Raw genomic sequence first — 20,350 nt, forward strand, 5'->3', positions numbered from 1 at the left:
CTAGCCTGGATTCGGACCTGTCACTGCGTAGCGGACAGGCCGCCCAGCCCTGCGAGGACGGCGTTTAAAGTTCTGCGGTTCCAAGGGAATCTCGTCCATGCCGTCTCTTCGGCCGGACGAATTTGCGTCAGAACAGTTGGTTCAAGAGGAATCGAGACTGGCCAATCCTTCAAACCGGCGAGCCAGTCGGGGTTGTAGACCGTATCGGAATGACGATGCCCTTCATCTGGCATTATCACGACGGTGGAGGCTTCCGGATTTTGCCTGGCGAACCAGGCGCCGACCAAGGCTGCGGCGCCGCTGGTCGGCCCCATGAAGAGCCCGTGATCGCGAAATAGCCCATGCGCCATCGCGTAAGCTGGCAATGCGCCCACCCAATGAACATCGTCGATCATCTCATGACGAACATTGTCCGGCAAAACGCTATTGCCGAGCCCGCGCAGCATGCGACGTCCGACAGGCTGGCCAAAGAGCATGCTTCTGTGGGTATCGACAGCAATCATCCTGAGATCAGGAAAGAGCTCACGAAGGAAGCCTCCGGTTCCACAAAGCGATCCCCCGGTGCCCACGCATCCGACAAGGCAATCGATGTGGCCGAATGATCGAACAACGAGGTCGGCCAGGCGCGCGTAGGCAAGGCGGTTTTCCGGACTGTCGTATTGTCGAGGCCAATACGTGCCCGGGCTATCTTGCAGGGTCTGCTGAAGATACAGGAGCCGACCGCGCTGATTGCCGTCTCCTTGAGGATCGTCGATGGCCATGACTTTGGCACCAAGTTGTTCCAGTCGCCGCCTGAGTTTCAGGTCGATGAGGCTGGAGGCCGTGACAAGTGTAAGCGCATAGCCACGAGCCGCAGCTAGCATGGCCATGGCGAGGCCGAATGTGCCCGACGTCGTTTCGATGATGTGACCTTCCCGCATGAGGCGCCCTGACGCTTCCGCCTGATCGACCATGAACCGGGCGGGCATCAGCTTCATGAGGGAAAAGCAGGCGGCGTTGAGGTTAGGTGCGAGTTGGGCAAAACGCGGTGTCTCATAGGCGCGTAAATAGTCTTGCGCCGCGCTCACTGGATTAGCCCCGTTTCGGCATTAAGGGCAGACGTATGGACGCCTTGGAGGCCTGCGCCACTCACCTGCCTTGCGAGTTCAGCAGCGCGCATGGCCGCCCTGGACGCTGCCGCATCCAGAAGGATGCCGATCAATGTTCCGCTGTGGGCCACCTGCACACCGCACGCATTATGCGCCCGTGCTATATCCAAAACGGTATTGAAGGATGCCTTCGGCAGATGCCTCTGACTGATACTGGCGCTGATGGTTGCGACACGTCCAAGCAGGCGGGGATCTTGGTGCCGGATGGAGCGGTTCGCCAGTCCCCGCAGAACACGGAACAGCCCGATTTCCTCACCATCGTAGCGTGCCCGCGGCATTGTTAGCGTATCGATCGGCCGGGCACTGCCGTCCCTGAACCCTACCAAGAGAAGGGGTGGGAACTCGCCACCGAAGTGTTCGATCGTACGGCCTTCCCGGTGGGCGAAAAGGATAGGTTGGTCGCCGTAGGCAATGGCGTCGCTTGCGCCTTCGGCGGCCACCGCCAGTCGCGCAATCGTGGACTGGCGCAGCGTGAGGCCCGCTGCAGCTGCCACCGCACGAATCGCCGCAATGACATCTGCGGTCGAGGAACCGTAGCCATGCCCTATCATAATTGGGCTTTCGATCGTAAGTTCTCCACCTCCTTCAGCCATTCCGATATGCTCGAGCGTAAGGGCTGCCGCGCGAGCCGCTTTGGTCCGGTTTGCAGGCCGCGGTCGAATCCCATTTTGTTCATGCGGCCAGAAAGTCGCCAGCGACTGTTGCGACGTGAGCGGCAGGGTTATCAGTCCGCGACAAAGCCTTCCGTCTTCCCCTTCAAAGACGCCTTGGAGGAATTCCCCGTGATGGGCGTGCGCTCGTCCCACTCCTACCGCCAGAGGCAGCCTGATAGTATCATTATTGATGTTGCTCGAACTTGTGCGATGGCCGGATCTCGGCATCCCCGTCTTTGTCACCACGTCATCTCCTCACCTGTAATTGACAGATGATGCGTATGACTGATCCATGCTGTCACTCGCCAAATCTTGGTAGTGCCAAAGGCAAGCGCATCATGCAAAGATACAGACAAGATCGTCCCCACCAATTGGGGCGTCCAATACTGGGCTAGACACAGCAGCACTGGCCGAGCGCGGTTGGTCATGCGGACAACCGTTCCAAAACAAGTGCGCCACGCACGCGTGTCTTCATTATTGTCCTTGTAAGGAGAGTTGGCCTGCTCACCCTGTGTCAATACTGAGATTTGGCGATAGCCCGCAGCGGCCAAAAGCGCTCAAACGCGTTTTGTCGCCAACTTGACTTTGAGCAGAGATGCGGACCTCCATCCAACTTGCGACCCTCAATTATGCACTTGTGATCGCGGAGGAGGGCAGCTTTCTTCGTGCCTCGCGACGTACAGGGATCGATCACACCGCGCTCAGCCGGCGCATCCGCGATCTGGAATACGCGGTGGGTACGAGGATATTTCATCGCCATGCCCGCGGCGTCGGCCCAACCCCGGCCGGCGAGCGCTTCCTGGAGCGTCTGCGCTCGGTGCTGCTCGAGCTCGACAACACGCTCACTCTGGCCAGATCCGGCACCAAAGATGACCAACAAAAGCTTTCCATCGGCTCCAACGGGATCATCCTTGCCGGGCGAGCCTTGGATGCAATCATCGAGTTCGGGCAATCTCATCCCAATGTGACCGTCAGCTTGACAGAGAGTCCTTACCCTTCGCCTGAGGCTGCTCTGGGTGCCACCCAGGTCGACGTGGTCGTGACCTCCTCCTCCCGATTTACCGGCGGTGCGTTCGAATTGACGCTGTGGAAAGACACTCTGGCTGTCGTTCTTGCCTCAAATCATTCTCTCGCAAGCCGTTCCGTGATCGAGTGGCACGAGTTGCACCAGGAAACGTTGCTGGTGCGCAGGGGCGAAGCATTTCAGCTCGCCGACGCTGTTGGACGCGGCGTGCAGCTTCCTCCAGTCGTCGAACATCACGTCAGTGCGGGGATCCTTTTGCGCCTTGTCGGAAACGGGCTTGGAGTCGCTCTGATCCACGACCGAGATGCCGATAGTGTTCCTCAGGATGCGGTCTGTCGTAAGCTGCGGATCGGGGGCAAACCAATCCAGATCTCCAGTTTAGCCCGTTGGCGCCCCGACAACGCCAACCCCGCCCTGCCGACCTTCATCTCTTTCCTGCGCGATCGGTATTCGTGCTGACAGTCATCCGACCGGCATGACCCAACAGTCACCCGGTTTTCAGAGTGCGTCTGGCCGTTGCAAACGCCCTGTCAGTTGGTAGGAACCGGGCCAGCATTGGCGCGATCGGTTCCGGGCCAATCTCATCAAAGCGTCCGCGCTTTCAACGCTCTTGCCTTGCAAAACTGGAACTATACTCCACAATTGCAAGGATGAGCGAAGGCACGGCCGACGCGGTTTGAGCGTCGAGATCGGCCTAGCCGCTGCAAGTTGTCGGGCGGACCTTCCGTTGGATGACGCATTGGCTCGCCTGATAGGCGACTAGGGAAAGCGCATCCCGATCCCGGCCGCCATGAACAATCACCGCCCAGTCGGTCGAGGACGGGCGGGTATCCATTCCAAATGAACGAGACATGTCTGAGCTGCTGTGGTTTCGGTTGTGACGCCTTCTCGGCGCTTACGGGAGATCGCAGCGTGGCGGGGAGCAAGCGTTTGAAGGCCGTCGTTTCGCTGGCTGCGGATCTGGCCCTGTTCACTGCCGGCTGACCCAAAAAACCTCTCGTTTTCCCACTGTCGTTCCAACTGCACGTCAAACGCTGCCGGCTGAGGCTTAGCCATCCGGGGCGGTCCCGGTCGCGCAACATCAGAACCCAGGAGTGAATGACATGCAGGACGATACAATGGTCATGGAAAAGTCTGCCGTTAAGAAGGCGCCGCGGGAGCCAAGGAACGGCGTTGACACGCCCACCCTTCTGGCCACCATCAACGCCGTCGCGGGGCAGCCCGAGCTTGCCAAGTTCCGGTTCCGTGCCAAGAGCCGCTGGATTGCCGGCACGCACAGCAGCAGCACTATGGCCAACTTCTTCGGCGCCGGCGCCGAGCAGTCTCACAAGATGGCCTACCAGGCTGACAGCGACCATCCAGCGGTGCTGTGCGGCACAGACAACGGCCCGACGCCGGTCGAATATCTTCTCCACGCGCTTGCTTCCTGCCTTACGGCCGGCATCGCGAACATCGCGGCCGTGCGCGGAGTGACGCTGCATGAGGTGGAATCGACCGTCGAAGGCGACATCGACCTTCGCGGCATCCTCGGCATCTCGAACGAGGTCCGCAACGGCTACCAAGGAATCCGTATCTCCTTCAAGATCAAGGGCGATGCTCCCGCTGAGAAGATCGAGGAAATCGTGATGCAGTCGCGCGCCCGTTCCGCCGTGTTCGACGTGCTGACCAACGGCGTGCCGGTCTCGGTTGCCGTGAAAGGCTGACTTCGGTCCGCAAGAGCAATATCGCCGGCCTCGTCCTGGAAAAAGGATGGCGCCGGCGATCTGTTGCCCCTGCTTACGAGGCGCGAATCCCATGCAGCGTACAGACGTAGCCATCATCGGCGCCGGACAGGCGGGTCTCGCCATGAGCCGGTGCCTGTCCGAGCGCGGCGTCGACCACGTCGTGCTGGAGCGCGGCCGGATCGCGGAGCGCTGGCGCAGCGAACGGTGGGACTCGCTCCGCCTGCTGACGCCCAACTGGATGACGCGCCTGCCCGGCGGCGGCTATCGCGGCGCCGATCCCAACGGCTTCATGACAATGGCTGAGACCGTCGCGTTCCTGGAGGATTACGCGTGCTCGATCACCGCGCCGGTGGAGGACGGTGTGGAGGTGCTTTCGGTCGAAAAGATCGACGGAGGCTTCCGGCTGCTGACCGATCGCGGCCAATGGAGCGTGCGTGCGGTCGTGATCGCGACCGGATACAGCGACGGGCCCCGAATTCCATCAATCGCAAAGCACATCTCCTCCCGTATCAGCCAGATCGTGCCGCGGGACTATCGCAATCCTCTGCAGCTGGCTCAGGGCGGCGTTCTCGTGGCCGGGGCCTCTGCGACCGGCATACAACTTGCGGAGGAGATCAATCGGTCCGGCCGCCCGGTAACCCTGTCGGTGGGCAGCCATACACGCCTGCCGAGGCTTTACCGCGGGCACGACATCCTGTGGTGGCTCGACCGGCTAGGAATGCTTGCCAAGCCCGTCGCCGAAGTTTCGGATCTCTCCGCGGCACGGCGGCAGCCCTCCCTGCAGCTCATAGGGACACCCGAGCGCAGGTCGCTCGATCTCGCCGGCCTTCGGGAGCAAGGCGTTCGTCTTGTCGGTCGAGCCATTGCCGCTAGCGATACACGCATTCGGTTCAATGTTGATCTCGCCGACACGACGGCGGCGGCGGAACGCACACTGAGGCGCGTGCTGGCCAACATAGACCGCGCGGCCGCCGCCGAGGGCCGCGACTCAATCGATCCCGGTTCCATTCCGAGCCTGATCCTGAGCGCCGAACCGACTGAAATCGACCTCATCGATGAGGGTATCGAGACCATCATATGGGCCACCGGCTATCGCCGGGAATACCCATGGCTGAAGCTGGATGTGTTCGACGCCCGGGGCGAAATCCTGAACGATGGCGGCGTGTGCGCGTATCCGGGACTCTACGTGCTCGGCCTCAATTTCATGCGCCATCGAAGCTCCAGCTTCCTCGACGGCGTCGGCCGCGATGCCGAGGCTTTGGCGGCTCACATGGCAATGTTTCTCGACGCCTCTCGTCGAGCCGCGGCCTGACCGCCGAATACAACGCTGGCGCGGCAAAAATCGACGTTGCCTTCAACGATGACGCTCACGGCCGACCACGACAAGAGGCTCCACTGGCGCCGTAGTCAGCGCTCGCAACCATGGAGAAAATCAAAATGAGTGCAATGGTGAACCCATCCCTCTCGATCACCACAACGCGAGGTTTGCGCTGGGCCGGCGGAACAATGCTGGCCGCAGTCTGGCGTTTCATTCGCATCCAGCGGGACCGTCGACAGCTTCATGAGCTGCCTGACTACCTCCTGCGCGACGTCGGCATCACCCGCTTCGAGATCAACTGGATCACCTCGTTTGCCGGGCGTGATGCCAGCCGCCGCTCGCGTTTTTGAGGCGGGAAGAGGGAAGGGCGCAATGACCGCCGCATCGACGTTCCACGTCTCGCATAAGGCGTGCCACGCACCGCTTGTCATCGCCCTGCACTGCTCCGGCGGCAGCGGACGGCAATGGCGCAACCTGGCGGAGCGGCTCGATGACAGCTGCCGGTTCATCGCACCCGACCTGATCGGCGCGCCGGGCGGCGGCACCTGGACTGGTGCCGGCGCTTTCCATCTGGCCGACGAAGCCGTCGGGATCCTGGAGATGATCGACCACCATGACGGGCCTGTGCATCTTGTTGGCCATTCCTATGGTGGCGGGTTGGCCCTGCATATAGCAGCGACGCGTCCAGACCGGCTGGCCAGCCTCTCACTTTATGAGCCGTCGGCCTTTCCACCTGCTGCACGAGCTGGACTCTGAGGGCCACGAGGCGCTCGGCGAGATCTCCGCGATCGCGGGCGCGATCCACGACGGCCTGATCAACGGTAGCTATCTCTCCGCGACAGCTCGTTTCATCGACTACTGGACTGGAGCCGGCACCTTCAACGCGATGAAGCCGGAACTGCAGGCGGCACTCGTGCGGTTTCTGCCGAAGGCCAGCCTCGACTTCCACGCGTTGATCCATGAGTCGATGCCGGCAAGCGAATATGCCCGATTTGGCTTTCCGGTCTTGGTATTGCGCGGCGAATTTGCACCAGTTCCGACGCGGCTCATCGCTCGCGAACTGGTTTCCCGAGTTCCGGCCGCGATCGGTACGATTGTTCCTGGCGCCGGACACATGGGGCCGCTGACCCACGCAGATCTGGTGGCGGATCGTTTGATCCGGCAGATTTTGTCCCATGACACCGCGGGATCGCGAGCTGCATAAACGCAACTTGCCTGTCCTATACGCAGCACGACCCTTCGAAGCAGATCCGTGGATGCGGAGGATTCACACTGTAGCTTCTGCGCGATCACGTATGATATCTTCGGCCGGCTCCTCCGTGTCGAAGAAATTGTCCCTCATGTGCATTTCTGTGTAGAGCCTGTCCGCTTCCGCGAGAGTGGCATCCGCGCCAGCGATCTTGCCGCGCCGCATCGCAAGCCCGAGAGCTAGCAAGGAGCGGGCAAGCTCCGGCCGCAATTCAACCCGCCTGGCAAGATTGCAGGCCTGTTCGAGCAAGCTAATGGCCGATCTGGAAGGTTTCAGCTCGGCAAGGCCGCGCAGTACGATGATCTCGCTCCACGGATCGCAACGTCCCCGTGCAAGCTCGAGCGCATGGCCGAGATTGGCCGCAGCTTCCGGCTCACAGAGGCGCGCACGCACGGATGCGAGCACAGCGCGCGCGTGACATTCGAACTGGGCAAGATCGAGCCGCTCCGACTCGGTCACCGCCATTTCCAAAGTGGCGCCCGCGTCGCGGTTGCGGCCTAGCAGGAATTCCGCATGCCCGAGCACCGTCAACAGCCATGGCCGGAGTAGGATAGATCCGCTGGTCGCGGCTTCGGAGGACCACAATTGCAGCGCCTCGACAAGCGTCGGCTCGGGTCCGCGCAGGACGCCCACCACACCGGCGAAATAGGCGGCCGCGCAGCTGTCGATCGGGCGCGCCACTTCGGCAGCGACCTTCTGCAGTTCGGCAAGCGAGCGCTCCGCATCGTTGAACCGGCCAAGGCGCGCTTCCGCCTGCGCGCGGTGCCCCAGGTACCAAACCGCACGAGCACCGAGCTGTCCGAAACGCTCAAGACGCCAAGCTTTGGTGAATCTCTCCTCATGCGGAACAAGCCGCTCCAGCACCTGCCGCGCCTCGCTGCGTATCAGAAGCGCCTGTGAGGCGGCCAGATCCGACTCGCTTATGCAGCGCTGCACGCCGTTTGCCGTTGCGCCGCGCTTGAGTGTATCGGCCGGTTCCAGCGCCTCCTCGTAGCGGCCGTGGGAGCTGTTGAGATAGCTCAAGTGGAGCAACACGTCGGAGATGAGTTGCGGATCGCCCAGTTCCATGGCCAGTTCGCGCGCTTCCAACAACTGCGGCAGCGCTTTCCGGTAGGCCCCGAGGGCGCCGTAGGCGGGCCGCATCCGCACCCGCAAGTTGATTGCCTGGGCGAGTGTTTTCGGATTTCGGGGCAACGCGGCGACCGCCTTGCGGGCGCTTTCGAGGAACTGGACCGCGGCGGAATAGGCCGAGCGTTCCTCGGCCCGACCCGCCGCTTGCAGCAGATAATCTGCGGCAGCTTCCCATGCCTCGGCACGAAGCGCGTGTTCGGCCAGTTCCTCGATGTGGTGGTTCAGCGATCCGGCATAGAGTCTGTCCATCGCAACCAATGCAGCCCGATGCAGCCTTTTTCGATCCTCCGCCAGCAGGGATTCATAGGTCACCTTCAGCGTCAACGCATGCTTGAAGGTATATTCCACGTGAGGATAGCTCTGGACCTCGAACAGGAATTCCAAAGTCTGCAGTTTGGCCAGGCATACCTCCAGCTCCGCCTCCGAGAGCGGCGAGAGCGCCCTCAGCAGCGGATACGGAACATTCTTGCCGACAACCGAAGCCAGTTGGAGTGCCTGCCTTTCCGAGTCACCCAGCTGCTGGATGCGTGCGGCGATGAGCGATTGAACAGTCGACGGAATGGTGATGGATTCCACCGGCCTTTTGAGCTCGTAGCGGCCGGACTGGCCGGCAAGTGCACCGTCCGCAACCAGTCCGCGCACCATTTCTTCCAGGAATAGCGGCGTGCCCTCGGCACGCTCGGCAAGTGATTTCCGCAGTTCCCCCAGACTGGGATCGGATCCCAGCAATTCGGTGAGGAACTGCTCCATTTCCTCCCGCGCGAACCTCTCCAGCCTTATCTGCTGGAAATAGCCGCGACGGTTCCATTCGTGCCGGTACTGCGGCCTATGGGTGGCGAGCAGCATGATACGGTTGGCGCCCATGACGTCCACCAGCCTGTTCATTACCGCCTCGCTCTCGGCATCGATCCAGTGCAGATCCTCGATTAGCACGGCTACGGGCGCGGCTCGGCTCAAGGCAACGAGAAAAGCGCTCATTGCCTCTGATACCCGTGAGGTCCGCTCCCGCGCATCGAGATGCCGCCAGGAAGAGTCATTGACTGGTAGGTCCGCGAGGAAGGAAAGCGGCGCTGTATGACGGGGATCCAGGTTCAGCTCCGCCTGTTTGAAGGCAAACAGGCGCTGGGCTTCCGCCAAGCCGTTTTCGCCGCGAATGCCACATGCCGAGAGCAGCAGCTTCTTTACAGCGCCCAGAGTAACTGACGAATCAAATTCCAGACCGCCGCATTCAAGCACAGTAAAACCGGCCACCTCGTCGAGGGAGAGAAATTCATGGGCAAGCCTCGACTTGCCCATGCCGGGGTCGGCGACGATCCCGACGACCTGGCCGTGGCCCTCCCTGACCCTGCGCCACGTTGCAAGAAGGCTTTTGAGCTCGAGCTCGCGCGCGACCAGTCCGGTGAGGCCGCGGTTGGCCCTCAGGTGCCAGCGAGATAGAGCGTGATTTTCGCCCAACAGCTCGTAAATGCGTTCGTCGCGGCCAAGGTGCGGATGCTCCGAATGCGCTAAGCGGTGCATCTGCACATAGCCCCCGGCGGCTGCGCGCGCCCGGCCTGTTGCGGCGATCGTCGCACGATGCAAGGCACGCATCAGCCGGTTGGCCGCACGCGGCGCAGCTCCAGCCAGTTCAACCTTGCTGGCTTCGGTCGTCCATTGCTGCCGTACGATCACCTCGCCGGTGTCTATTCCGGCCCTCAACTGGATCCCGCCCTGGGAAAGCTCTTCCACTGCCAGCTTGGCCGTAAGCGCGGCGCGGCATGCAAGATAAGCATGATCCTCGGTGGCGCGAGCGAGTCCGAATGCTGCGGTGATTGTCCCGTCAGCAGCCGACGTGACGACGCCGCCATGGCTCTCCACGACCTGTATCACCCGATCCTCGACGGGCTGGAATTCGCGGATCGCCTCTTCCGGATCTTCCGCTTCGAGGAGATGCAGGGGGCTGACCACTTCCGCGGCAAGCACGGTTATGTACTGCCGAGAGCGGTTGATTCCCAAGGACGCGGGAGGGCCTGCCAGTTGCTGCGTCTGTTCGGGGTCGGCAAGGAAACGACGCGTTTCGTCCACGAAAGTCGCAAATGCCGGTTCATGGCCAAGCAGCACGTGATTGGCGCTGTCAAGCGAGACGAAGCGCGCGCCGGGGATTTTGCCGGCCATCGCCTGGCCATGATCGAACGGAATGACCGCGTCCCCCGTGGCATGCATCACCAGCGTCGGAACCCGGACCCGCGGTAGCAGCTCGTCCACGTCAATGACGGCCCCTTCCTCGAAGATGCGATGGGCAATCTCGGGCGAGACGGTATTGCGTTGCAGCTCGTTATACCAATTCCTCTGCTCCGGCGTTGCTTGCGGAATGAAGAGGGAAGTGAACATCTGCCGGAACACCGGGTCGTCTTGGCCCCAGCCTTCCTGTATCAGCGCTCCCATCGCTTCGCGGCGCGCTATTTCGCGCTGATTGCCCCGTTTGCGCCAGCCTTTGGTAAATCCGCCATAGAGCACCATCCCGGCCACGCGCTCAGGGTGCCGGACGGCATAGGCGATCGAAACGGCGCACCCCTGGGAAATGCCAAGCAGGGAAACGCGGCGCAGACCGGCCGCATCGATAATGCTCTCCAGGTCGGCGACCATGGCCTCGAAGGACAGGTCGGCGGGATACCGGTCCGACAGGCCGTTGCCGCGCTGGTCGTAGCGTATCAGCTGGTAGTGCGCCGAGAGGCCCTCGATCCAATGCTTCCACACCGGACTGTCCCATTCGAGCTCGAGATGGGACATCCAGTGCGCGGCCCTTACCAAAGGTGGCCCTTGACCACTCAAGGAATAGGCCAGGCGCGCGCCATCGGGCGTCGTGCACCGGCGGATCTCCTGCACGAGGACCCGCTCCGGCGCGGGGCGGAGCTGTATCTCCGCTGCAGGCCAAACCTGCGGAGTGACGGTCTCACCGCTGGGAGCGGCCGCGGCGTCGGTTCTCGAGGCGCGGCTCTGGACCATGGCGGATTGCCGTGCTGCCTCGCTCAGCCGGCGGATATCCGCTCGAAGAGCCTCGTCTTCGGGCTCCAACCCGTGAAGGACATGGGCGTACGGAAGCGCCCGCGCCGGCTCATCCGCCAGCCGGTCGACGAGCACCCGAAGGATGCGCAGATGCGTCACGTTCAGTTCATCAGCGGTCGCAATGCGCCAGGCTTCGAATTCCGGACAGCGCGGCAGTGAGAGGTCATCCAGGAAACGTCCGCGGAACGCTCCGGCGAGTGCCTCCAGTTTCTCCCCTTCGAGAGCCTCTATGTCGCGGGTGCCAAGACCGCGGAGCGGCGCGATGTCCATTAGGATTTCGCTGGTGTTCAGGCGAACTGCGTTGCGGTCGGCTTGCAGGACCTCGCCGTCCCCGAGGTCGACGACCTGTCGGATCTTGGAGAGGCTCCAGCGCAGGGCGCCGCGAGGATCGTCCGGTACCTCCCAGAACATCTCGCAAAGGCGCTCGCGCCGCTGTGGGCGCTCTACGAGCGCAAGATAGGCCAACAGCGCCCGCGTTTTTTTCGAAGGCGGCAAGGAAACGACCTCGCCATGGCGAAGGACGGTCAGATCTCCGAGAACGCGAATTTCGAGCGACACTTTGTTGATCCTAGTGCGCCTACTAATTTAGCGATGGATTGTATCAAGTCCGTGCCGCTGCCGAAAGCGTTCGTTTCCGGAACGCGAGGTTTCGGTTTGCGGGAAGGCTGACACGGACAAGTGCGCATGCAAGCTGAGCCGGAACGGGATCGCGCCTGTTCCGCTCGCTTGATGGTGGCGACGGCACTGTGAAAAGCCTAGAGGCGGGGATCTCACGCTGCCGCGCGCACCCATCGGGGCAGTAGGCTCTCGGGATTTGCGCATGCGCCGGGCGTGTAGTTAGCGCCGATGAACTCGAGCCGGGCGGCGAGCGTGCCTTCCCGCCAGGCCGCAAGCGTATCCATGCAGCCACCGATATGCTCGCCGCCGGCAAAAACCTGCGGAATTGTAGGCGAACCGATCCGGGCCCTCAGGGCCTTGCGGATTTCCCCGTCCAGGCCGTTCTTCTGGAATTCCGGAGTATCGATTTCGATGGACGTGTAGGCGATTCCGGCACGGTCGAAGAGCTTTCTTACCGTCCAGCAGAATTCGCACCATGTCAGCGCGAACATGACCACCGGATGCTCCGGATCATGGATCGCCTTGTCGACAAGCGCATGCGCCGACTGATCGATTTGGATTTCGTTTACGGGTGCCGATGAAAGGGCGAAGGACGGCGGCCGGTCGAAGCGGTAGCCGGGTGTGGAGTGAGAGATCGCCTCTTCGGCGGGCGACATTTCCTCGCTGATGTGATCGAACAGGATCGTGCTGAGATACCGCTCACCCGTATCAGGCAACATACAGAGCACGTTCCGGTCCGGGCCGACGCGTCGAGCAATTTCCAGTGCCCCGCTCAAGGTTGCTCCGCCAGAGATGCCCGCCAGTATTCCTTCTTCCGTCGCAAGCCGGCGCGCGGCTTCCAGAGCGCTGGCGCCTGAAACGGGTAAGATCTCGTCCACAAGATCGTCAGCCATCGCGTTGCCGACGATCTGCGGAATGAAATCAGGGCTCCAACCCTGCATTGGGTGTGGCCGGAAGCGAGTATGCGCCCGAGTCGGCAGCCCGTGTTCGTCGAAAGTTTGGGGAATGCCACTCGACAGCAGCGCCGAATTGTCGGGCTCGCAGACTATGATCCGCGTTTCCGGCCGCTCGCGCTTGAGCACTCGCGCCACACCGGCCAGCGTTCCGCCGGTGCCGGTGCCGGTGACCCAGTAGTCGAGTGGACGGTCCTGGAATGCCGCGATGATTTCGAGCGCTGTCGTGCGGGCATGAATATCGGCGTTGACGGGCGTCTCGAATTGCCGGCAGAGGAACCAGCCGTGCGCTCCGGCCAGCTCGACCGCCTTGGCGAGCATGCCGCTGCCGCGCTCGACGGCAGGGGTCAACACGACCTTGGCACCGAAGAAACGCATCAGCTTGCGGCGTTCGAGGCTGGCGTTTTCCGGCATGACGATGACCAGAGGGTAGCCTTTCCTCGCGCAAACCATGGCAAGACCTATGCCTGTGTTGCCACTCGTCGCCTCGATCACCGTCTGGCCAGGCCGAAGTGCACCGGAGCTCTCCGCTTCTTCGATGATCGCGGCGGCAAGACGGTCCTTGACCGAGCCGCCAGGATTGAACGCCTCGAGCTTGGCATAGAGCGAAGCGGCGCCGTTGTTGATACGGGAAAGGCGAACGACCGGCGTATCACCGATGGTGTCGAGAATGCTGTCGTAGATACTGCTCATCTCAGCTGGTCCTTGCTTGGTGAGGACGGTGCTCCGCCCGTTTCATCGATCTCTGAGGTTGGCAGGAGGCCGTGGTTTGCAGCGTTCGAACCAACGTGGAAGTAAATGGATTTCGACGTTTGAATCAGCGGCACATCGCAGGATCCGGAACGCGGCTGCATGGGACCTGCGCTCTTGCGCTGGATGATGCCGCCAATGCGCCCAGAACCACGAGATTGGCCGCGCCTGCGACAAATGCCACTAGGAAAGCGGGCCCATAGCTGCCGAAGTTGTCATAGACAAAGCCGCCGAAATATCCGGCCACGCCCATCCCCACCCAGGCGATCAGCATGACGATGCCGAGTGACTGGCCAAAGCGTTCGGCTGGCGCAAATTGGCGCACGCAAAGGATCAGGCATGTCATGTTTCCCGCAAAGCCGAAGCCAAAAACCGCCGACAGCGCCAGCAGGCTCAGCTGCTGGTCTAGCGCGGGAAAAATCGCAACGCATGCCGTCTGAGTAAACGACGCCAGGGCGTAGGCAGAAATGTTGCCTGCCCGGTCGGCGAGGAGCCCGAATGCGATCCGCCCGATGGCGCCGAACAGCATGGCGATCAGCAGGCTCAGCGATCCGACATCCGAAGATCCGCACACGGCCGTGACGAAGCTCGTGAGGTGCATCAGCGGGACGCCCATGCAGGCGCAGCAGAGGAAGGCTGCGGCAGATAGCAGCGTCACCGGGGAAAGGCGGCCACCTTGGAAGCCTGGTTTCGCTGAAAAATGCACCGGTGCGGCAACGATCCGATCGACGGGCGGCGCCTGAACCGCCGGCATGAAGATCGCCAGCGCAGCCATCGTCGCCACAGCCATGATCGCGTATGCGAGGCGCCAGCCTACGCCGTCGATCAAGGTATTTGCGGCGTAGGGCATTATGCCCTGGCCTAGGGCTCCGCCTGCTGTGACGATCCCTATCACCAGGCCGCGGCGGCGGTCGAACCAGAGTCCGGTCACGGCAAGTACCGGCGCGTAGAGACAGGCAAAGCCTAGCCCGCCCAAAGCGAAGTTGGCCGCATAGATCTGCCAGAGCGAAGTGGTGAAGGAAAGCGCGGCGAGCGCGATCGCCATGCCTGCCGAGCCGATGAATAGCAGGCTTTTGATATTCAGGCGGTCCGACAGCCGGCCCCAGAACAGCCCGCCCAAGGCCATGCCGACGCTTGATAGCGTGTAGGCAAGGCTGATGTCGGCTCGCGACCAGCCAAACTCCGCCTCAAGCGGTCTGATGAAGACGGATGTGAGCGCCAGGCTGCCAAATCCGAACGCCATGGCGATCGTGGCGCCGGCCGCAGCCAAAAGGCCGCGCGGCCGTATTGCGCTGTCCCGAACCTTCCTGGCTGCCGTTGGTGATATTCGATGATTCGACATGTTCCTGCCTCGAAAGACCTCTTCGAAGCTTTCATCGGCCATCGATATGGAAGCAGGCGTGTGCGTCAGCGTGGAAAGCTTCAACGCAGGCCGTGGAAACGGCGGTACTAAGACCTGCAATCTCATCACGGCGAAGGGTTGGTCAGAACTTGCTTCCTGCGAATGATCCCTGTGGGGTTTCAGAAAGGCGCAGAATGGCGCAACCGCGACGTGGTCGTCTGCAATCGAATGTGTCTCGGCATCTCACACTGGCGCCGATATCCTCCATTCTAATCCGCACAGCGCTCTAGGCGTGAGCTTTCGGGAGGTTGTCCATTCGGACCGGACCGTGGAGACTGGAGTTACCACGCTTTAGCATCCACCGGAGGGTCCGAATGAACATCCACAAGAATGGCCGTCTCACACCGCTGCGTCGAGAGAGGATAGCGCTGTGGGGTGGCTCTCTGTGCACCGTCAGGCCCAGCAGACAACCGTCAGGCCGATCGGCCTGACTTCGTCTCGGAACGCATTCGGCCGAACGCCCTGTCGGTTGCCATGAATCGTGCCAACATCGGCGCGATCAGCTTTGCCGGATCTGCGATTGCCTGGCCGCTTTCACGGCCAAGCACATCGGCATAAGCGACAAGGTCGCGATGAACGGCGCCAGGCAGTTCGACCGTGATCTTGACCGGACGGTCATCGGGAATGGCGGAAAGTTTCAGCTTGGTCATGATGGATCCTTCGGCGTGCCGTAAGGCACAAGAACAAGGTCGCGATTGACAATCACGCGAACCGGAAAACCCGGCCGCACGGTGAGCGTCGGCTGGACATTGAGCTGACTGCGCACGAGCTGCTGGCCAATATCGGAGGCCGAATCCTGCGCGCTTTCGCGGATGGCCTTGGCGATTTCGCTTTCGTCGTCGCTGGACCCAAGCGATGTCCCAATGCCCAGCAATGTCGAGAGTGCTGCGGCACGGAACATCTGGCCCCAATGACGGTCGACCTCGTCCTCCGGCCCGGAAAATCCCTCAGCGTCTGCGCCCTGCTGGCGCTCCAGGACGATCGAGGTGCCATCCGGCATGATCAGCCGGTTCCAGACCAGCAGCACGCGCGACTGGCCGAAGGCGACGTGGCTGTCGTACTGGCCGATCAGCCGCGCACCCTGCGGGATCAGGAGATGGGCTCCTGTCGGGCTGTCGTAGACATTTTCCGTGACCTGAGCGGTGATCTCGCCGGGCAGGTCGGAGCGGATGCCGGTGATAAGGGCAGCTGGAATGACGGTGCCGGCTTGCACCACATAGGGCGAGGCCTTCTCGACGAGCCGATTGGGACTGACGGTGCGACGGTCTGGCTCGGCATTGACGAAGGCCAGCTTGCGATCCTGCATGTTTTGCGCGGCCCCAGGATCGATCGGTGGTGGCCCGGGGGGCTGAGTCAGACCAGATTGGGTGTCCGGTTCTATGACTCTGCTGCCAGCACCCTGTCGTGCGGGACCAGCTCTCGTGCTCGTATCGGTGAAGAGCTTCGCCACGCGTGCGGCCTCGATCTCCGCCAGTCGGCGCTGCTCCTCCGGATCGGCGCGCGGTCCACTGACTTTGGATGCCCCAGCCGGCTGGCCGCGCTCCTGGGCACGCAAGATCGGCCGGCCCAAATCGCCAGGCAGCGCGGGGCCGAGTTGCGGAACACCGGCATAGTCTTTCGGCAGCTTCTGTAGCCCGTCGGCCGTTGAGCGGGTTTCGGTGGTGAAGAGCTCGGGCCGCTGTTCGGTTCCGCGCTGTCTGGTGTCGAGTGCCCAAATCAACGTGCCGAGGATCGCAGCGCTGGCAACTCCACCAACGCCTATCAGCACCTTGCGCGACAGTCGCGTGACTCTGGCCGGTTCGGGCCGCAGGCGCAGTTCCGCTCGAATGTCCTGGTTGGGTGCATTTGCAGGGTCGCTCATCGGAACAGCCTCGTGCCGCCGGGCGAGGTTCGTTTGCCGTCCGTGCGCACGATGCGGACGCGCTTTTCACTTGTTTTGTCGCCGAGCCTCAGTTCAGCGGCGGCAAACAGCCGATCAACGACATAGTAATTCTGGCGAGCACGGTAGTTGACCAGTTCCGAGCCGCCCGACGGGCCGATGACGAAGAGCGGCGGCATTTCGCCCTGCCCTATGCCTGACGGGAACTCGATGTAGACTTTTGCACCGTCGTCGAAGGCGCGAAGCGGCCGCCAGGGTGCTGTGTCGCCTTCGATGCGATAGCGAAAATTCAGCTTCTGGATGTCGACGCCGGAGGCGACCGGCTGTGCGGCGGAAGCCTGCGCGTTCTGCCGCCGCAGCGCAATCAGCTGGTCCTGCGGATACTGCCAGGAGACCGAGGCCATGTAGGTCTTTTCGGTCGAGCGCAGCTCGAGATGATAGGTGCGGCGGTCGCTGTTGATGACGAGATTGGTCTGGAGATCCGGCCGTGTCGGCTTCACAAGAATATGGACCTGCTGGCGCTCCCCTGCCCCGCTTTGCGTATCGCCGATGATCCAGCGCACCGTGTCGCCGGCGGCAACAGGCCCGGAGCCGACAAGCTGCTCGCCGGGCTGCAAGGCGATGTCGGTGACCTGGCCGGGCGCGGCATAGATCTGGTAGAGCGCGCCCTCGCTCCAGGGATAGAGCTGGATGGCATTGACGAAACCGTCGCGAACCGGCTGCATTCTTGCTGCCTCGTTCGCCTGGCTGATCCGCTGCTTCGGATCGGTCGGCTCCGGCCTCACCTTCGTGGCTTCGACCGGTTTCAACTGACCAGGCAGCGGAAGCGGTTTCGGCACTTCCACCACCTTGACCGGAGCAGGCGGGTCGACGTTGCGCACGGCAGGCACTGCATCGTCATAGGCGATCTGCGGCGGAATGTATTTTTTCGACGCACAGCCGGCGAGCGCCGATGCTGACAGCAGTGCCAGGATAAGCATGCGTGCCTTGGGCCCATTGCGCATGGCCGGTCTCGATGTTCTTGCTCGTGCCGCACGCATCATGAAAGCTCCTTCGACCAGTTGATGGCGTTGACATAGACGCCGAGCGGATTGGCTTTCAGCCGATCGGCGTCGCGGGGTTGCTGAATCACGATTGTGAGGATTGCGGTCCAGCGCTCGGTGCCGGCCAGATTGCCGTTTTCGTAGCGGCGCTCGACCCAGGCGACGCGGAAGGAATCGAGCGAAGCACGGATGACGCTGGAAACCTCGGTCGCGATCTGGAGTTTGCCCACTTTGGCAAAAGGGTCATTCAAGCGAGCGTAATCGTTGAGGGAAATGACGCCTCTGTCCGTGGTGTAATCGTAGGCGCGCAGCCAATTTTGGCGGACGATGACCGGGTCGGCCGGAATGCTTCTGACCTGTTCGATGAAGCGGGCCAGATGCCAGGCGATCTGGGGATCGGTCGGCCGATAGTCGGCAACAGCCGGGGCGACAAGCTGCGCCTCGCCAAACTTATCGACCTGAACCACCCAGGGAACCACCGAGCCGCGTGTCGATTGCCAGACCAATGCGGATGCAAAACCGCCGGCCAGGAGGAGCGAGCTGAAGGCCATCAGCCGCCAGTTCTTCGCCTGGACGCGAGCCGAGCCGATGCGCTCGTCCCAAATCTGGGCTGCACGCTGATATGGCGTCTCAGGGTGAGGCGTTTTTGAGTAACGAACCAAAGGGCGTCTAAAGGGGGTCATCGGCGGTCGTCCTGATCGAGGGAAACATTCATCGAGCCGCCGCCATCGTTGCTCGAGTGGACCGAATGGGCGGCGATGCTGGCGCCGTGGCTCATGGCCTGGCTGCGCTTCATGCGTTTTGCCCATGCGGGCGGAGAGTCGGCACTGGCCTCGGTGGTCGGCCAGTCACCGGAGGAAGCCGTGCCCGACGAGTGCTCTCCACTCGTCGCAGTCCAAGCCGCAAAGCGGCCGGCCTCATAGCTGTCGGACAGGGCCGACGCAGCGCGCGACATGGCCTGCCTCACCGGTCGAACGGCAGCGCTGGCACCGGCCCTTGCGACGCCCGCCATGCCGGCGGCGACCGAGCCTGCACCACCTCGTCCAGATGTCGCTGCACCAAGTTCCCAGGCGGCCGAAGTGCTGCCGGCCAGGTGCGCGCCGCCGCGCGCAGCCGCTGCCGACATGCGCGCCCCGGCATTGAGTGCGCCTGCAGCACCGCCCATTGCGGCGTGGGCACCCATAGCGCCGGCCACGCCAAGGCCGCCAGCGACGAGGCTCGTGCCAACAGCGGCACCTGCGCCTAGTTGCGGGGCACCAGAGACCAGCCCCGTCGCAATGCCGGGACCGAAGATCGACAGCCCCATCAGCGACAGAGCGCCCAGGACAAGCGACAGCGCATCCGTGATCGTCGGTTGTTCGGCGCCGAAGCCTTGGGTGAACTCGCCGAACAGGCCCGAGCCGATACCGACGATGACGGCAAGGACCAGAATCTTCACGCCGGAGGCAACGATGTTGCCGAGCACTTTTTCGGCAAGGAAGGCGGTCCGGTTGAACAGCGCAAAGGGAATCAGCACAAACCCGGCGAGCGTCGTCAGCTTGAATTCGACCAGCGTGACGAAGATCTGGACGGCCAGAAGAAAGAACGCAATCAGTACGATCGCCCAGGCGATCATAAGCACTACGATCTGGACGAAATTTTCGAAGAACGAGACGTAGCCCATCAATTGGCTGGCGGCCTCGAGGATCGGATTGCCGGCATCGATGCCGACTTGCGCGACGCGGCCCGGCTGCAGCAATGCCGACCCTGAAAGTGCCGAGCCTCCAGCCTTCAGGCCGAGCCCGGAAAAGCTCTCGAAGACGATACCGGCCAGACGATTAAAGTTGCCGATTATGAAGGCGAAGAAACCGATATAGAGCGTCTTCTTCACCAGCCGGTGCAGCACGTCCTCGTCAGCACCCCAGGCCCAGAACAGGCCGGCCAGTGTGATGTCGATGACGATCAGGGTCGAAGTGAGAAACGCAACCTCCCCACCGAGCAGACCAAATCCGGAATCGATGTAGCGAGTGAAAGTCTCCAGGAAGCGGTCGATGACGCCGGTGTCGTTCATGGCGCCACCGTTTCCGAATGGAGCCGGTCTTCCGCCGGGGACGGCGTTGGCGGCTGCAGCGGCAAAATTCCGCTCGGGTCTTTTTCGATCGACGGAGCCGCGTTTGGCACGATCGGGCGGGATGGCCACAGGAAGCGTCGGCGGCTTTCAGCCCAGGCTTTCCTGCAGGCGTCGTCATCAATCGCCGCCATGCCAATGTCCCGGCATCGGGCAAGGTCGACCCTTGCTGGCTCGCCGCCCGGATGTGCGGAGCGCGGGGAGGACGCGTCCTGCGAGCCGTCGCCGCGCAGCGCCATGAAGGCGGCGGTCATGGCGGCGCCAAGGGCAAGAACGGCTATCATCCGGGCGGCGATCTTGAGATCC

Annotated in this window: 18 protein-coding genes; 6 read left to right on the forward strand and 12 right to left on the reverse strand. The window is 62.4% G+C overall.

Annotation, left to right across the window (positions count from 1 at the left end):
* Window positions 1–20: 20 nt before the first annotated feature.
* The gene (locus tag RQ479_RS13750; protein ID WP_376705489.1) at window positions 21–1,067 is read right to left on the reverse strand and encodes a pyridoxal-phosphate dependent enzyme; all 1,047 of its coding nucleotides are present in this window, start codon (window positions 1,065–1,067) and stop codon (window positions 21–23) included.
* Window positions 1,064–1,741, reverse strand: coding sequence for a kinase (locus tag RQ479_RS13755; RefSeq protein ID WP_376705490.1), 678 nt, complete (start codon window positions 1,739–1,741; stop codon window positions 1,064–1,066). Before RQ479_RS13755 ends, RQ479_RS13750 begins: the two co-directional genes overlap by 4 nt.
* A 655-nt stretch (window positions 1,742–2,396) precedes the next feature.
* On the opposite strand from RQ479_RS13755, the gene RQ479_RS13760 reads away from it, so the two are divergent.
* Window positions 2,397–3,284: a LysR family transcriptional regulator gene (locus tag RQ479_RS13760; protein ID WP_376705491.1), complete on the forward strand. Its 888-nt coding sequence runs from the start codon at window positions 2,397–2,399 to the stop codon at window positions 3,282–3,284.
* A 28-nt stretch (window positions 3,285–3,312) separates the two neighbouring features.
* On the opposite strand, the gene RQ479_RS13765 is transcribed toward RQ479_RS13760, so the two are convergent.
* Window positions 3,313–3,381 carry a hypothetical protein gene (locus RQ479_RS13765; protein WP_376705935.1) on the reverse strand — a complete coding sequence of 23 codons (69 nt, stop codon included), beginning with the start codon at window positions 3,379–3,381 and terminating at the stop codon, window positions 3,313–3,315.
* A gap of 547 nt (window positions 3,382–3,928) precedes the next feature.
* On the opposite strand from RQ479_RS13765, the gene RQ479_RS13770 reads away from it, so the two are divergent.
* From RQ479_RS13770 to RQ479_RS13790, 5 genes are all read left to right on the forward strand, one after another.
* Window positions 3,929–4,528, forward strand: coding sequence for an OsmC family protein (locus RQ479_RS13770; RefSeq protein WP_376705492.1), 600 nt, complete (start codon window positions 3,929–3,931; stop codon window positions 4,526–4,528).
* A 46-nt stretch (window positions 4,529–4,574) separates the two neighbouring features.
* Window positions 4,575–5,861, forward strand: a complete 1,287-nt coding sequence (locus RQ479_RS13775; protein ID WP_376705493.1) for an NAD(P)-binding domain-containing protein — start codon at window positions 4,575–4,577, stop codon at window positions 5,859–5,861.
* Between the two features lie 110 nt (window positions 5,862–5,971).
* Window positions 5,972–6,217 (forward strand): DUF1127 domain-containing protein, encoded by a 246-nt coding sequence (locus RQ479_RS13780; RefSeq protein WP_376705494.1) that lies wholly within the window; start codon window positions 5,972–5,974, stop codon window positions 6,215–6,217.
* A 22-nt stretch (window positions 6,218–6,239) separates the two neighbouring features.
* A complete protein-coding gene (locus RQ479_RS13785) occupies window positions 6,240–6,623 on the forward strand; it encodes an alpha/beta fold hydrolase (RefSeq protein WP_376705495.1) in 384 nt (127 codons plus the stop codon).
* The gene (locus RQ479_RS13790; RefSeq protein ID WP_376705496.1) at window positions 6,580–7,071 is read left to right on the forward strand and encodes an alpha/beta fold hydrolase; all 492 of its coding nucleotides are present in this window, start codon (window positions 6,580–6,582) and stop codon (window positions 7,069–7,071) included. Before RQ479_RS13785 ends, RQ479_RS13790 begins: the two co-directional genes overlap by 44 nt.
* 63 nt (window positions 7,072–7,134) lie before the next feature.
* On the opposite strand, the gene RQ479_RS13795 is transcribed toward RQ479_RS13790, so the two are convergent.
* The 9 genes from RQ479_RS13795 to trbK-alt form a co-directional block, all read right to left on the reverse strand.
* On the reverse strand, window positions 7,135–11,850 hold the full coding sequence (locus tag RQ479_RS13795) for an alpha/beta fold hydrolase (RefSeq protein ID WP_376705497.1): 4,716 nt from the start codon (window positions 11,848–11,850) through the stop codon (window positions 7,135–7,137).
* Window positions 11,851–12,062: 212 nt separating this feature from the next.
* The gene (gene cysK, locus RQ479_RS13800; protein ID WP_376705498.1) at window positions 12,063–13,556 is read right to left on the reverse strand and encodes a cysteine synthase A; all 1,494 of its coding nucleotides are present in this window, start codon (window positions 13,554–13,556) and stop codon (window positions 12,063–12,065) included.
* 124 nt (window positions 13,557–13,680) lie between these two features.
* The gene (locus tag RQ479_RS13805) at window positions 13,681–14,883 is read right to left on the reverse strand and encodes an MFS transporter (RefSeq protein WP_376705499.1); all 1,203 of its coding nucleotides are present in this window, start codon (window positions 14,881–14,883) and stop codon (window positions 13,681–13,683) included.
* A gap of 545 nt (window positions 14,884–15,428) precedes the next feature.
* On the reverse strand, window positions 15,429–15,665 hold the full coding sequence (locus RQ479_RS13810) for a DUF2274 domain-containing protein (protein WP_376705500.1): 237 nt from the start codon (window positions 15,663–15,665) through the stop codon (window positions 15,429–15,431).
* Window positions 15,662–16,876 (reverse strand): TrbI/VirB10 family protein, encoded by a 1,215-nt coding sequence (locus tag RQ479_RS13815; RefSeq protein ID WP_376705501.1) that lies wholly within the window; start codon window positions 16,874–16,876, stop codon window positions 15,662–15,664. The genes RQ479_RS13810 and RQ479_RS13815 overlap by 4 nt, the downstream gene beginning before the upstream one ends.
* Complete coding sequence (gene trbG, locus RQ479_RS13820; protein ID WP_376705502.1) at window positions 16,873–17,898, reverse strand: P-type conjugative transfer protein TrbG; 1,026 nt, start codon at window positions 17,896–17,898, stop codon at window positions 16,873–16,875. The genes RQ479_RS13815 and trbG overlap by 4 nt, the downstream gene beginning before the upstream one ends.
* Window positions 17,899–17,933: 35 nt before the next feature.
* The gene (gene trbF / locus RQ479_RS13825; RefSeq protein WP_376705503.1) at window positions 17,934–18,620 is read right to left on the reverse strand and encodes a conjugal transfer protein TrbF; all 687 of its coding nucleotides are present in this window, start codon (window positions 18,618–18,620) and stop codon (window positions 17,934–17,936) included.
* A complete protein-coding gene (gene trbL / locus RQ479_RS13830) occupies window positions 18,617–19,987 on the reverse strand; it encodes a P-type conjugative transfer protein TrbL (RefSeq protein WP_376705504.1) in 1,371 nt (456 codons plus the stop codon). Before trbL ends, trbF begins: the two co-directional genes overlap by 4 nt.
* A complete protein-coding gene (gene trbK-alt / locus RQ479_RS13835) occupies window positions 19,984–20,298 on the reverse strand; it encodes a putative entry exclusion protein TrbK-alt (protein WP_376705505.1) in 315 nt (104 codons plus the stop codon). Before trbK-alt ends, trbL begins: the two co-directional genes overlap by 4 nt.
* Window positions 20,299–20,350 lie beyond the last annotated feature (52 nt).

The organism is Mesorhizobium sp. ISC25 (genome assembly GCF_042295465.1).
Lineage (GTDB): Bacteria > Pseudomonadota > Alphaproteobacteria > Rhizobiales > Rhizobiaceae > Mesorhizobium.